Below are 15,002 nucleotides of genomic sequence, written 5' to 3' on the forward strand. Positions count from 1 at the left end.
ATTCTCGGGTCGTGCTTCACCCAGGCTTTTTTGTTTTTTGCATCAATTGAATACAAAATCGAATTGGTTAACTTTTTGCAAAACTCATCCCTTTTTTGCCTGGAATTCATGTATTAGTGGTTAAATACCACCGACTTTAAAAGTATCCATCTATTAATTTGGAGGACCAGTGAATGAAAAAAATGAAAGTATTAGGATGTTTTTTCTTGTTAATGCTTGCATTGGATGCATACTCCTACCAAACACGAGAAAGTAAAATTTATAATGATAAAAGCCAGCTTGTTCATATAGATGGTCTATCATGGTCTGGATTTCAGGACACAAATGTGTTTCAAGGCTTACAAAGTAATCCCTTTTACGCAATTCCTTCATTGAGTTCTAGCCCACGAGCTTATGGAATGATGAATTTGATCAGCAAGCCATGGGAGTTCCCAAGTTCAGGCGTAGATAAAAATTCAGCGGTGAGTTTTAAAACATTACGATTACCCATCCAGCCTGAAGTCCTTTATGATGATCAGCGTGAAGTTGATTTGAATAAGTGGCTTTCAGATAAAGCCGTTCCGAATGCAGGTAATGGCTTATTTTGTAAAACATGGCAAAGTAATGGAAGTGCTTGTGAAAAGACAGTGAGTCCGAAACAAGCGTTCTGGACTGTTTTACAGGAGTTAAAAAAGAACAATATCAGAGTGATGATTGACATCCATCATCGTCATGGCTACGGTGATGCCATGCGCGATGGTACTGTGTACGATATGAATCGGTATGAACAGGATATTTCTCTTTTAGCTACGGAAATTAAAAAACGCAACCTGGACAATGTGCTGGGCATTGATATTTTTAACGAACCTTATCGTTTAAATTGGTTTAAAATGCATGACGCTCAAGTACCTTGGACAAAAGTCATAGCAACGGCTGCGAATGCAGTACAAAAAAACAACCCTAATTTGTTGCTCTTTGTGGAAGGTCCTGATTCAGGAAATGATGATGCAAACAATCCTGTCATTTGTGTCCCTAAATCACAGATCGTGAATGATAATGGATACAGTCACTCTCCTGAGCCCGCTTTATGTGGCAATTTAGACCGGATGTTCTTTAAAGGGAATTGGGGCGAGGATTTCAAGCCTTTACTTAATGAACAACAGGCTAAAAATGGAGTTGCTGTATTTGACAAGGATAAATTCAAAAAAGAATTAGTCAGCCAAGGAATCAATCAGACTGCGTTGCTATGGTTGTTGGGTGATGCACAAGCCCAAAACGGTCATATCGTTTTTTCACCGCATGTATATCCTGCTGAGGTCGCGGGTTGGGAGACAGCCCCCGGAATTCCAAGCCAATTACGTTTCGACTGGTCATGGGGGTTTTTATACAAAGCAGGTTATCCGGTCGTGCTTGGTGAGGCATCATGGAACACTGCAAAAGGGAAGGCATTTTTTACCAATGCACTCATGCCTTATTTGCAAGCGAACATGGAAACCAACAATATCTTCTTCTGGGCGATTGGTTATCTTGGGGATACGGTAAGCGCGATTGATCCCAATTCTGGTGAGCTCAATTTAGATGTGCAGCAAACATTAAAAAATTATTTTGATGATATCTAAAAAAATGTAGTCTGGTTAAGCACAGCCAACCCGAGTTTCATACCACAAATCTCTCCGGGGTGGGCTGTGCTTCGCTCAGGTTACTATCCAATTCAGAATCTTACTCACTTCCCACACAATGATGACAGGTAAATATGTTTTCGGGGTCATATTTGTGTTTTATGTGCAGCAGTTTAGGATAATTGCTTCCCCATAAAGCCGATTGCCAATTTTTAATGAAATAATCTGCTTCATTCGGATAAGTACCCGAATGGGGGGCTAAAGTTTGAAGCAGTGCCATAGCCTTATTAGCTTGCTTTATTGCTTCTTCGGCTTTAATTAAATCGGGTTTATGTCCAGCAATATTGGCGTAGGTATCTTGTTGGCCTCCTGAAATAATGACTAGAGCTGCGGCATTAAGTACCGCTGGGTGCATGGCCGTATTTTTTTGCCGTGCAAGGGTGTCTTTGGGCGCACCTGACAATCCTTTATTGAAATGAAGTGTAATTTCAGTAAAACGTGATGCATCAAAAAGTGTTTTGGTAAATAGAGTTGAATTTTCTTTGGTGAATAATGTAAATGGAAGATACATGGATAAATAGTAGTTAATGTACATGGATACTTCCGATTGATTTGAGGCCCACCAAAACTCATCAGGGGCCGCGTTTTTTTCTTTGTTAATCACAATCGCATCAGGAGCATTGGCAAGCAAATAATCAAAATCCCAATAGTGCCTTGCAGGACGTGTCGCGCTCTTGAGGTTAAATTGATATTGCTCCGGTCTTCTTGCTAACCAATTAAGAAACGGCTGCCAAAGTTTGTCAACTTCGGTTTTACTTAAACCAGAAAAAACCAGGGAGAAATTCATTTTATTATCAGGAGTTAAAGTAACTTGCTCTCCCCAATGCTCATTATTGAGATTGTGTTGATAAAAATGGATGAAATAATGAATAAGTTGTTGGTACGCTGAATTGGATTTTGCAGTAATTGTCCCTTTAACTTTTCCAAATCGGCTGGGAAGGTCATGGGTTTGCAATGTAATTTTACTCACAATGCCATATGTGCCCCCGCCTCCGCCTTTTAATGCCCAAAATAAATCTTGGTTCTGGCAGGCATTAACCGTACGAATTGTTCCATCTGCAGTAATAATCTCTGCCTCCAAAACTCCGGCAGCACCGGTGCCAAATTTTTTGGAAAAACTACCGAAACCACCTCCCTGAATAAATCCTCCGGCCGCACCGACTGTCGTACAACCTCCTCCCTGAACGTAGCGACCATTATTGGTAGTGACTTCTTTATATACTTCTATCCATCGTGTCCCTGCTGCAAGAGTGACTGCTGTCGTTGGTGCCTGGGTTTTAGGGCATCCTTGAGGGATAAACTGCTCTTGGATCGTCACCTGACGTAGATTATGAGTCCAGATTAAGAGTGAGTTTGGTGCGTTGGAACGGCCAAGATAATCATGCCCGGTTCCTTTGACCACCAGTTTAATTCGATGTTTACGTGCAAAATTAACTGCAGCAGCTATTTCTTGAGCATTTTTAACAGCAACCACATAAGAGCTCACTGCAGTTTGCCAGGCATCGACCCAGCCATTGGATTGAGTCGCCCCAGCTTGTGATTCAATAAAATAAGGGTTTCTTAGTTCATGAAGGATCTTTTGGCATGAACTGCTCTTTGAATTTTTAACGCAAGGAGATAAAGGAGATTGTCCTCGCACTAAATGTCCATTGACTTGTTTATTTAATTCGTCCCATTGCGCTTGAGTTGGCCAACAGGGTTGATTCGGGAAACAATATTTAGAAGCCCCATTGCAAATGGAACTCATGAATAGAAAACATACCATCATCCATAATTTCATGAATCATCTTCCAGACTTTTATCAATTTTGAATTCTTAATTCCGGGTTTCACTCTGCGAAACCCAGGCTATCAATATGACAAGATTACATGTGTCACATTGGCTTCACATTCCATGCAAGACAACGCCATGCTTCAGAGGGCTCTTTATTCTCAAAGACACACAATGCACCGGTCGCGATTTTGATTCTATATTGCGCACTGAAGGTTGCAAAATCACCAGTTAAATAAGGCGCAAAGCGGGCAATACCATTGCTTGTAACTACCAGACATGTTTTCCCAGGGTATTCTTTACGAATACGAGTGGAAAAATCCATCCAATTTTGAATGAGCAGCGAAGGATCTACGTTCCAACCTTCAGGTACTATGGCGTGTGTTTCCCATGCATTAATCGCTTCCTTTCCAAGGCGAGCCACAACATCTTCTTCGGGTTGATTTTCATCAGGTCCATAATCGATCTCGTTGAAGATGGCCAGTGTTTTAATCGGCAAATTTGTTCCCATCGTACTTTGTGCTTGTTCTGCAGTCTGTATGGCTCGTTTTAGCTTTGAAGTGAAGATGACATCAGGAATAAGCTCATTATTTTTAAGATAATTGCCCAACATGCGTCCTTGGTTCAAGCCGCTATCAACGAGCGGTAAATCAGTAGTTCCAACTCTGCGAATAATATCGCCTGGCGCAAAAGTATTTCCATGCCGGGCAACCAGTAATCGTGTCGACATAGTTATATCCTCTCTAATAGTTCACCGTGTTGGGCTATCAGCGCTTCAGCACGCACGACATCTTCTGGGCTATCAATACCCGACATATTGGCACGACCTTTATAGTCTACGGGAATGCAACGAAGAGTATAACCATTTTCCAAGATACGTAATTGCTCCAATCCTTCCATTTTTTCAAATGTACTTTCTGGCAAACTAATGTATTGTTCGAGCATCTCTCGCGAATAACCATATAAACCAATATGACGAAATACAGGGCTTTTATCACTCTTTTGACGTAATTCCTTTTCTTTGCGTATGGCAGGAATAATGTTCTTGCTAAACCAAAAGGCCTTGCCTGTTTGTTCATCAAATACGGCTGTAGTACCACTAAAGGGAGTAATCAACTTATTTTGACGTAAATCGTCCAGCTGGTTCCATGTTAATTGAGTTACGGGGGTGACGGCGTCACAAGGAGACATGGCAAAAGCATCGATTAATGCACGTAAAAAATCTGGTGGTGTTAAAGGGGCATCCCCTTGCATGTTTAAAATGAAATCCGGCTGCTTCGCCATAGACCGTATCGCTTGGGCGACACGATCGGTCCCACTGGGGGCCTCTGGTGAGGTCAGTACTGATGCAACACCTAACTCATTACAATGTTGGACAATTCGCTCGTGGTCGGTTGCAACGACTACAGATACATTTTCCAATCCTTCAGCCGCAGCACATGATAAGCGGACCACACGTTGCAACATTGTTTGCCCTTGAATCATTGCCAGAGGTTTTCCTGGTAAACGAGTTGAAGCATAACGGGCAGGAATTACAATGGCAGTGTGCATGGCAAAAATTATTCCAATAAAAAGGCCAATAATAGCCTAAATATTAGAGGGTTACTATAGTAGAATAGTGTCGCAATAATATGGTTAAAAAATACACTCTGAGCCCTACTGGCAAGCTGCAGAATGCGAGGATTGAATTTTCCCGACTTATTGATTCGTAGTTTTAGACACTGGATTTTAGATAAGGACATTGACATGAATAAATTAAATATCTTGACGACAGGGTTAATGCTGCTTAGCGCCACAAGTGCTATTGCAGACAATCATTCCTTGGCGAAGTTAACTGATTTGGCAGGTGCATCCGGTTTTGAAAAGTCTGTTCGAGATGCAGTAAAGCAACAATGGCAGCAATCCATGAGCCGTATTACTGTAGATGGAATGGGTAATTTAATTGGTCAATCTAAAGGGAATCAAAAAGGTCCTAATATCTTGTTAATGGCGCATATGGATGAAGTCGGGTATATGATTGAATCAATCACTTCTGATGGCTTCATAAAAGTTATCCCATTGGGAGGCATTCCTTCTTCAGTAATTTTTGCTCAGCGCTGGATGATTTCCACGCCTAATGGACCTATTTTAGCTTATTCAGGAATGGACTCAACGCATCTTATTGATGAGACCAAAAAAAATCAGTTGCCTTCAGGTACTGCAATATTTCTTGATATTGGTGCAGAAACAAAAGAGCAGGTAGAAACAAAATTTAATGTGCGCCCAGGATTGCAAGTTACTCCCGCGAGTCAATTTAGTCCGTTAAGTGAAAACCGCTTTTTAGCAAAAGCTCTTGATGATCGCTTGGGACTGGCACTTATTGGGGATGTTCTTGACTCCATAAAAAACCAGAATCGCCCCAATCAACTCTATGCTGCAGCCACGGTGCAAGAAGAGGTTGGTCTGCGTGGAGCCAGTACGGTATATCAAAGTACTCATCCAGACATTACGATTAATGTTGAGGTTGGTATTGCTGATGATTATCCCGCTTTAATTGCAAAACGCAAAGGTCGAATTGCCTTAGGCAAAGGCCCTACTTTGTTTGTCTATGATCGCTCAATGATCCCTCATCAAGAACTACTTAGCTGGATATTGGATTTAGCTAAAAGAAATAATATTCAAGTACAACTGGAATCAGAAATTGGTTATGGTCAAGATGGCTCCAAAGTACAAGGCTCCGGTTCAGGTGTCCCCAGTATTAACATCGGGGTACCTATTCGCTATGCACATCAACAAGCCGGGGTGTTTGATAAGCGTGATTATGAGCAAGCAGTTAAATTAGTCAGTCTTATTGTGACTCATCTCAATCAACAAGCAGTTGAGCAAATTAAAGCAGGTTAATGGATGTTGTTCTCACCAGTCATTTTTTCTTTGCATTGCTGCAAAAAATATTGTGCTGGTGAGTCATTTGGATTATTTAATACGATTTGCTCAAGAAGATTGGCTGCATCCACAAATTGTTTGGCTTCATAATGCTTCAATGCAGTCGTAAAAAGAGCAGCAGAATCCTTTTTCAATTGTATTTCAGTTAGTGAGTTATGATTAAAAACTTCATAAACTTTTATCGGCACGCTTTTGCCTTTCACTTGCGTTAAACCTAAGCATCGTAAATTGTATTTTTCCTTTTGTGTTAATGCTTCATAGGTTTGTTCACCAATGACAAGTTCAATATTAAAATTTCTGGTTAATGATTCAAGTCGAGAAGCAGTATTGACTGCATCGCTAATGACGCTGCAATCCATACGTTTTTCATAACCCACGGTGCCTACAATCAAATTACCGGTGTTTATCCCAATTCCTGCGTTAATGGGTTTCAGGTTATTGCGTACACGTGTGGCATTGAAATCATCCAGGGCTTCTAACATCTCCAATGCCGCAGCCACCGCATCATCGGCACTATTGAATAATGCCATAATGGCATCACCAATGTATTTATCAATAAGACCAGAATTTTTAAAAATGGCTGGATCTAAATAACTCATTAGTTCGTTAAAAACAGTGAAAATTTCAACAGGAGACAAGCGTTCAGCTAGAGAAGTAAATGATTTTATATCTAAAAATAGAACGGTCATGACTTTTTCAACACAATCGCCAAGCTTGATATCAGCAATATTTTTACGATTCAGCACCTTAAGGAAATCTTGAGGGACAAACCGTGCTACAGCAATCGCATTTTGCTGGATTTCGACTAGCTTATTAATCAGTTCTTCATTTAGAGCTTTGACCCTTTGTTCAGCAATCTGCAAGTCTTGAAAGTATGAGTTTGTACGCACCATATAACGGACACGATATCCTAATAGCGTTGGATTAATTGGCTTGGTGGTAAAATCAGTAGCTCCGGCCTGAAACGCTTTATTTATCGACTCATAGTCTTCTAAACCAGTAACCATCATAATTGGAAGAAAAAGACAATCAGGTAATTTTCGAATCGCTGCACATACTTCAAAACCATTCAGACCCGGCATTTCTACATCCAGCAGAATTGCATCAGGTTTAGAGGTTTTAAGTAGCGATAATGCGGCGTCACCATTCTCGGCTTGAATGACTTCAAAACCTACTTTGATTAATGCGTTGCAGGTAATCATACGCATAGTGGCGCTGTCATCCACAACTAAAATCACTGGATTTTCCTTTTCCATAAAAGAGCTACTCATGTTTCGTGGTACAAATTTTTGTTAAATAACTTGCAATATGTTCTAAACCAATGACCTGATCTACAGCATTCAATGACTGAGCTACAGCACCCATTCCAAAAACGATGGAGCTTTCCTGGTTTTGGATCAAGGTATGTCCATAGGCTTTTTTTAATTCCAACAAGCCTTCTGCTCCATCATCACTCATTCCGGTTAATAGAATTCCAATCGCTTTGTTTCCAGAAACTTTAGCAATGGATTGCAGCAATCGTGTAATCGAAGGACAAAATCCGGAAACAGGAACTCCATCAACTAATTTACAAATTAATTGTTCATGAACACGTTCAATTTCCATATGCTGGTGTTCCGGAGCTACATATACCGTCCCTTTTTGTAATGGTTCATGATGTACTGCATTTTTTACTTGAAGTCGCGTATTTTCATCAAGCCATTGTGCAAATCCGCGAACAAAGCCAGGACTCATATGCTGAACAATCATAATAGGTAATGGAAAATCAGGGGGTAATTGCGAGAGAATCGTCTTTAATGCCATAGGACCGCCAACAGAAGCGCCTATCCCTACAATTTCGTAATTTATTATTTTAGAATGTTCTGTTTTATTTTTTTTGTCTTCATCAAGAGACAAATTTTTTTTCAATGGTTTTTTTACAACGCGAATATCAGAGAGGCTTCGCAGGGTATCTACTATGTGGTTCCTGCTTTCTTCAAAAGAAGGAGAAAATACATTAACGGGTTTTGCCAAAGCTGTTAACGCGCCTGCTTCAAGAATATGGAAGGTGGCATGGAGCGACTCATCATTCACCATGGAGCTGATCACCACAATGGGTGTCGGATTTTCAGCCATAATAATGCGAGTGGCTTCGAGTCCATCCATGATTGGCATTTGAATATCCATGGTAATGAGATCAGGTTTTAATTTTGCTGTTAAGTCAATTGCTTCTTTGCCATTTTTTGCAACACCAATGACCTGCATATCATGCTCAGATTCTATGATGTGTTGAATTAATGCGACTTCAGTTGGTGAGTCGTCAACAATTAAAATGTTTATCATGGGTAATAGTTCACTATAGCAGCATTTTTTTTATGATCTCCGAGGAGTTTAATACGAAATTAATTTGATTGCTGCCCGTCAGAGTAGCTCCGATGACACAAGGGATATTTGTTAATGGTTCTTGCAACGGTTTGAGTACAATTTCCCTTTCACCAATAATTTCGTCGACAAGTAAGGCAATTCGGTCCCCATTTTTTTTGATTACAACAACAGAGATATGTTCATCATTATTCTGTTTCTTTTCATCAAGATGCAGTACCTTTGACAAAGAGCATAACAAAACTGGTTGTTCTTTGACAAGAACACTTGGGCTGCCTTCAACTGTTATAACGTCTAGTCGTTTTAATAGCATCACTGTTTCTACAGAGTTGGTAAGAATCACAAATATTTGACCATCACAGGCTACAGTCAATCCACGTTCGGTAGCTAAGGTCAGCGGCACTCTTAGAAAGAACGTAGTTCCTTTTCCTGGTTGGCTTTCGACAGTGACCTGGCCTTTTAAACGAAGTAAATTGGAGCGGACGACATCCAAGCCCACACCGCGACCAGAAATATCAGTTGCAATTTCCCGCGTGGAAAAGCCCGGTCGAAAAATAAGCTCGTAAATATCTTCTCTTTTCATATTTTCAAGCTCAGCTTGGGTAATTACTTTTTTTTGTAGCGCGATGCGAATCACATCATCCGCTTTAATGCCGGCACCATCATCAATGATTTTGAACACAATCTGATTGTCTTCCTGATTAACATTGATGCGAATATTGCCTCGGGGCGATTTACCGGCTGCTTTACGGGCTTCAGCGTTCTCTATACCATGATCGATTGCATTGCGTAAAAGATGCACTATGGGATCTTTTAAGCCATCGAGGATCATCTTATCAATTTTTACATCATTATTATTTATTTCGAGATCCACTGGTTTATTAAGTTCATGGGCTAAATCTCGTACGACTCGCGGTAAATTACTTAATTGGGTGGTGACCGGAATAAGGCGCAAAGTGCGAATTTCATCCTGGAGCGCATTTAATAAGATGGATAATTCGTTAACAGGGGTTCGTAACTCCCTTTGCATTAAGTGAGTTGAATTATTGATTTCTGATAATTCAGCAAAACTGGTGGAGAATAAGGAGAGCAATGGTTCTTCTTCCTCTTGAGCAAGAATTTTTAAATTGGCTTTATTTTTTTTCCATAATTGGACCAGATGCTCGATTTTAAACGTCATCTTGGTTAATTTTTCGTAATATTCTTCGATGGCAATTTTAATGGTTTGAATCTCCTCTGTATAAACTGAAACACGATCCAAATTTTGTAAAGAAACACGAATTGATTCAAACTCACTTGCTTTTGCTTGTATTTCTTGAGTTGCAGGTGCTTTTGTAACTGCTGATAGTTCAGTTCTTGGTTCTGGGGATGGCATTTCTTCAGTGGGCAATTCATTGTAATGCTCTAGTTGCAGTAAGTGATTTTTTAAGTCGAAGGATAGTGGTTTTTGCTCACTGAAACATTGCATGGCTTCATTCATGTAATCGATCGATTGCAGACAAAGATTAATCAATCCCGGAGAAATTTTAATGCTATTTTTCTGGATTGCGGTAAATAAGGTTTCTATATGATGCGCAATCTCGCCTACATCAAGAGCTCCTATACCACGCGAAGAACCTTTGATGTTATGCGCAACACGAAACATTTCCTCCAGTAAACTCTGAAAATCATGTTCTGATTGAGTTCCTTTTTCAAGCTGCAGCAAACCATCCGTAATGGTGATTAAATTTTCCTGGAGTTCTGCTTTGAATGTTTCAACAAGTTTTTTTATAAATTCGCTATCTAAGGCTTTAGCCGCAGGTTTTTTTTCAGGGGCAACAGGCTCAGGCGAAGACGATGTTTCTTCTATATGTTCAATTTCTTCGATTTTTTCCGCATGAAGAGCCTGTTGTAACTGATACAATAATGCATGAAGCTCTGCAGATGGTGGTTTTTTTTCTATAAAATCATGAAGAGTTTCGCGCATTCCATCCACAGCGTGAAACCCTATATTAATTAGTGCAAGTGATATGTTTTGAGACGGCTCAAACAGCTTTTCAATGTACTCAGCCATTTTCCCCAGATCATCGATACCAACTGAAAATGCAGACACTTTAATATTTCGCCCTGCTCGGGAAATTTCTTCCATCATAGGACTTAAATGACTCATGGATTCACTGGGTTCAATTTTTTTTAAATTATCAGTGATGAGTGTCAGTAATGATTCAAGTTCTGCACTAAATGTTGCAAGTAATTGATCGTCTGGAGTCATATGAAGCTCCTAAACTTTGTAGATATTTATATCATCCTTGAGATGTTTGGCAATATCATCCAAATTATGAATAAATGTCATCATCTCTTTTATTCCACTCGAAAAAGTTGATGTAGTGCGATTAATTTCATTCATACTTTCAACGATTTGTTCAATACCAACAGCTTCTTGACGAATGGCTACTTCGATATGTTGACTTGAAATGGACGCGTCATTAATCATTTTACTTAACACTTGAATAATGTGACCTGCTTTTTCAATGAGTTTTAATCCTGAATCAAGAGTCTTGGCTCCTTCTTCGGTTACTGTAACTGCTCGTTCAGTAGTGCGTCGAATGTCTTCAAGAATTTTTTGTACCTGCACGGTGGATTGTTCTGATTGTTCTGCAAGATTTCGCACCTCCGTTGCTACGGCGGCAAAACCTTTCCCAGCTTCTCCGGCTTTGGAGGCTTCAATCGATGCATTCAATGCCAGCATTTTTGATTGTTGGGCAAGGGTATTGACTACCGAAGTAATGTCGCCAATCTGTTGCGTGTGATTACTTAAATCAAGAATGGTTTGCGCTATGAGTTTCATTTTTTCTTCGGAAGCTTTAATGCCATGAATACTCTGCTCGACTGATTCGGTGCCTAGTTTTCCTTGTTCATAGGTATTTTTAGCAACTTCCCGCAGTGTTTGTGCCTTAGCCATGGTTTGCTTTGAGCTTTTATCTATTTCTTCCAATGAAGCACTAATTTCGTTAATCGCTGAGGCTTGGGAAGTAATACCTTCTGCTTGTTCATTTGCTGAGGTGAGTACTGTGCCAACCATAGTGACTATGTCATTGCTGACTTTGGCAATTTTTTTGGTGATTGATGCCAGTCCATCGGTCATCGAATTCAAATCTCTGCCCAGATCCTGCAATACATCTTCTTTGTCAATTTCAAGGCGCTCTCTCAGATCACCTGAGGCAACTTTACTGCTATGCAGCCTAAATTTTTTCGATGAATTGACTAATTTTTCAAATAATTCTCGAGATTCTTCTTCTTTATTGCGAAGAATTTCCTCATTTTTCTTAATCGCCTCTTGCATGGTCTTTAATGATAAAAGCAGCTTACCCAATTTGTCTGCAGTTCGGATGTGAATATCGATATCACGTTCACCGGCCGCGATGCGCTCTGCAATGTTAATCGCATTATCCACTGGCCGCGCTATGGAGCGTTGTGTTACATAAGGAACTGTAATCGTTAAAAGAATGGCAAGAATCAATAATGCGTAAGCAGATTTTTTTAGGGAATTTAAGCTTTGATTTATCTTATCCGTGTTTTTTTCAATTTCCTTCGATAAAGATGCGTACAAGCCACCACTTCTTTTGCCTGTTTCTGAAGAATAAGTACCCAGTATAATGTCAATCATTGCATTTTCGACATCTCTCGTCTTATTTCTGCTATTTTCTACATTATTTGAATTATTGGGATCTCTAGGGGCATTGATAAATGATGTTTGAATATCATAAAGAGGTGTATATAATTCTTGCAATTTGTCCCATTTAGTTTGCAATCTTTTATCACCGATTGAGTGCATTACTTGATCCCAATGGTTCCTGACTTCATTAATTTGAATCCACAAACGGGCGAAATGTGCTTTGGCGCTCGGATCCCCCGTCATCGCCCAGTGTTCAAGAAGATCTTGGGTTTGATAGATTTGGCTATCAAGAATTTCAGTTAAGTTTTCACTACGAATTTCCTGACTCAGATAGACTACGTTGTTTACTTTGGGGATCAAATAGAGAATTGATAGTATTACAGGTAAACTAAGGGTCATAAAGCCAATCAACAAACGAGCACGTACTGTAAGAACAAACCGTTTATTCCCATTAGTTTCCATGGACTTCTCCTTTCTTATATAAACGCATTTTAATTTCTTGGCTTAAACTTGCTACTAACGTTTCTACATTAATGATTGCCGTAACGGCATGATGTAATCCCAGAATATACTCTGGATTAGTCACATTCGCAGAAGATAGTGGTGCGGCTAACTCGCTAGGCTGATAAAGCTCGCTACCTTCGACGTGATGCACAAGTAAGCCAAGAGTTATATTATTTACCTGAATAACAATGATAAATTCATTATGTTGTTTGGCGCTGGGAAGTGAATGATTTAGATGAAAAAATTTCATCAGATCTACTACTGTAATCAGCGCACCACGCCAGTTGATCACACCTGCAATAAATTTAGGTACGAAAGGAGCAGGGGCGATGCTCACATTACGTAAAACTTCTTGAACATATTGATAAGAGATCCCATAATTTTCATTTTGGCCCAGGCTGAAGCGAACGAAAGTAATACCATGATTTTGGCTGGTATCTATTTCCTGTTTGGCAAGTTGTTTTGCTCTTGCCTGCAGTATTTTAAGTGCTTCTTCATTTTTGGGTATCAACTCTGAAGCATGCTTTTGTTCTTTGATCATCATTCAAAATCCTTTTTTGTTTCATCATTACTATCTAGTGAAAAATAGATTGCACCATCATGATGAAAAACAAGATTTGTCCCAATTGTAACAATGGGATCTGATGCGCCCAGTAAAAGATAAGCATTTTCAGTCATGCATGCGCTTATCTTTTTCATAATTTTTGTAACAAGTTCATTATCAAAATAAATTAGCACATTGCGGCATAAGATTAAATCGACTTCAAATATTCCATTGATTATGGATGGATAGGTATTATCACATAAGTTGAGATATTTAAATTGGACTAAATCACGAATCTCAGGCGATAGAGTATAAGTGCGATTATTTTTCAGAAAATATCGTTGTAAGCATTGTTCCGGAATAGATCGCATGGACCATTGTCCGTATGTTCCTGAAATTGCTTTCTGAAGTGCGGCGGTATTGATATCGGTACCTAATAAATAGAGATCCCATATATCAAGATTGGGTATGAGTTTATCCAATAACATGGCAATGGTATATATTTCTTCCCCCGAAGAACAACCGGCACTCCAAATTTTTAAAGTAAAATCTTCTGATTTGCGTTTTATCAATTGAGGTAGAAGTTTATACTCAAGTAAATGCATTTGATTTTTGTCACGAAAAAAGTAGCTTTCTCCCACTGTAATTGCAGTAACTAAATCAGCTAATAAAGAAGAATTACTGGCACAGCTTTTTAATTGTTCCAAGTATTCTCGTGGTTGATAATTGAATTTATTACATGCTGCAGTAATGGTTTTTGCTAATTCTTGCGCTTGGTTTACATGGATAATAAGCCCAAAACGCTGATGAATTAATTCAATAAATGCAGGCTCGAGTCTTTTTATGTCATTTAATATGTTAGTGCTCATGTTGCTCATGATTCGTAGTTGAATGGTAGAGTTGGGTTAGCTTTAAAGCAAAAACCCAATCGATGCTAATCAATAGTGAAACTCCTGTTTCCAAAGTTACCGCGCCAAAAAATGGTGAGTTATTACTGGTCAATTCTTCATGTATTTCGATTTGTTGTTCATCGATAGGACTTAATCCAAGGACTTTATCAACAATCAAGCCAACCTGATGCGTTCCATCAGAGCAAAGTAGAATGGGTGTAGTTAAAGGATAGATTTCATTTCGTGTCATGCCCGTAGCAATAGCCAAGTCAAGCACAGGAATACATTTGTTTTTGAAATTCATTAATCCTGCAAAATAGACTGGACTTGATGGAACGATTTCGAGCATAGGCAAAGGGAGGATTCTTTCTATAAAACGTAAATCCATACAGACTTGTATGTCTTGTAAGAGAAAATGGAGAACTGTAAGGTTCTTGGAGAGCACTTTATACATTCCTTCTTTTATAATTCAGCACCATCATAAGCTATCTAAAGCGCAGGTGATGCTGGTTTAAAAATAAATTATTAATTCCATTTTATAGTTATAGACCTAATAGAATTGATGCACAAGACATGTTCCGTGTGTTTTAATTGTGGTCTTTCTGGGGTGGGGATCATAACTTGGACGTATAGCACCCAAGTTATGATTATAAAAGGTGGTGATCTACAGCCTTATTCGCATCACATACCTTGAAATG

Annotated in this window: 12 protein-coding genes; 2 read left to right on the plus strand and 10 right to left on the minus strand. The window is 39.4% G+C overall.

Features of this window, described 5'->3' with window-relative positions; translation table 11 throughout:
* Positions 1–173: 173 nt before the first annotated feature.
* Complete coding sequence (locus BW930_RS05930) at positions 174–1,598, plus strand: cellulase family glycosylhydrolase (protein ID WP_058467290.1); 1,425 nt, start codon at positions 174–176, stop codon at positions 1,596–1,598.
* Between the two features lie 100 nt (positions 1,599–1,698).
* Here the strand turns inward: BW930_RS05930 and BW930_RS05935 are convergent, their stop codons facing one another.
* The 3 genes from BW930_RS05935 to kdsB form a co-directional block, all read right to left on the minus strand.
* The gene (locus tag BW930_RS05935) at positions 1,699–3,438 is read right to left on the minus strand and encodes an FAD-dependent oxidoreductase (RefSeq protein ID WP_058467291.1); all 1,740 of its coding nucleotides are present in this window, start codon (positions 3,436–3,438) and stop codon (positions 1,699–1,701) included.
* A gap of 93 nt (positions 3,439–3,531) precedes the next feature.
* A complete protein-coding gene (locus tag BW930_RS05940; RefSeq protein WP_058467292.1) occupies positions 3,532–4,158 on the minus strand; it encodes a histidine phosphatase family protein in 627 nt (208 codons plus the stop codon).
* 2 nt (positions 4,159–4,160) lie between these two features.
* A complete protein-coding gene (gene kdsB, locus BW930_RS05945) occupies positions 4,161–4,979 on the minus strand; it encodes a 3-deoxy-manno-octulosonate cytidylyltransferase (RefSeq protein WP_058467293.1) in 819 nt (272 codons plus the stop codon).
* Between the two features lie 195 nt (positions 4,980–5,174).
* On the opposite strand from kdsB, the gene BW930_RS05950 reads away from it, so the two are divergent.
* Positions 5,175–6,308, plus strand: coding sequence for a M42 family metallopeptidase (locus BW930_RS05950; RefSeq protein ID WP_058467294.1), 1,134 nt, complete (start codon positions 5,175–5,177; stop codon positions 6,306–6,308).
* Here BW930_RS05950 and BW930_RS05955 read toward each other — a convergent pair.
* From BW930_RS05955 to BW930_RS05985, 7 genes are read right to left on the minus strand one after another with little or no spacing between them, the layout of a single operon-like run.
* Entirely contained in the window at positions 6,305–7,606 is a 1,302-nt protein-coding gene (locus tag BW930_RS05955; protein ID WP_058467295.1) for a response regulator, read from the minus strand. The genes BW930_RS05950 and BW930_RS05955 overlap by 4 nt on opposite strands.
* A gap of 7 nt (positions 7,607–7,613) precedes the next feature.
* Positions 7,614–8,672, minus strand: coding sequence for a chemotaxis-specific protein-glutamate methyltransferase CheB (gene cheB, locus BW930_RS05960; protein ID WP_058467296.1), 1,059 nt, complete (start codon positions 8,670–8,672; stop codon positions 7,614–7,616).
* A gap of 13 nt (positions 8,673–8,685) precedes the next feature.
* Positions 8,686–10,962: a chemotaxis protein CheA gene (locus tag BW930_RS05965; RefSeq protein WP_058467297.1), complete on the minus strand. Its 2,277-nt coding sequence runs from the start codon at positions 10,960–10,962 to the stop codon at positions 8,686–8,688.
* A gap of 9 nt (positions 10,963–10,971) precedes the next feature.
* Positions 10,972–12,828, minus strand: coding sequence for a methyl-accepting chemotaxis protein (locus BW930_RS05970; protein WP_058467298.1), 1,857 nt, complete (start codon positions 12,826–12,828; stop codon positions 10,972–10,974).
* A complete protein-coding gene (locus BW930_RS05975; RefSeq protein ID WP_058467299.1) occupies positions 12,818–13,414 on the minus strand; it encodes a chemotaxis protein CheW in 597 nt (198 codons plus the stop codon). Before BW930_RS05975 ends, BW930_RS05970 begins: the two co-directional genes overlap by 11 nt.
* Positions 13,411–14,283 (minus strand): CheR family methyltransferase, encoded by an 873-nt coding sequence (locus tag BW930_RS05980; protein WP_238587835.1) that lies wholly within the window; start codon positions 14,281–14,283, stop codon positions 13,411–13,413. Before BW930_RS05980 ends, BW930_RS05975 begins: the two co-directional genes overlap by 4 nt.
* On the minus strand, positions 14,273–14,758 hold the full coding sequence (locus BW930_RS05985; protein WP_058467301.1) for a chemotaxis protein CheW: 486 nt from the start codon (positions 14,756–14,758) through the stop codon (positions 14,273–14,275). The genes BW930_RS05980 and BW930_RS05985 overlap by 11 nt, the downstream gene beginning before the upstream one ends.
* Positions 14,759–15,002: the final 244 nt, after the last annotated feature.

It is taken from the genome of Fluoribacter gormanii, from assembly GCF_900156395.1.
GTDB classification, from domain to species: domain Bacteria; phylum Pseudomonadota; class Gammaproteobacteria; order Legionellales; family Legionellaceae; genus Legionella; species Legionella gormanii.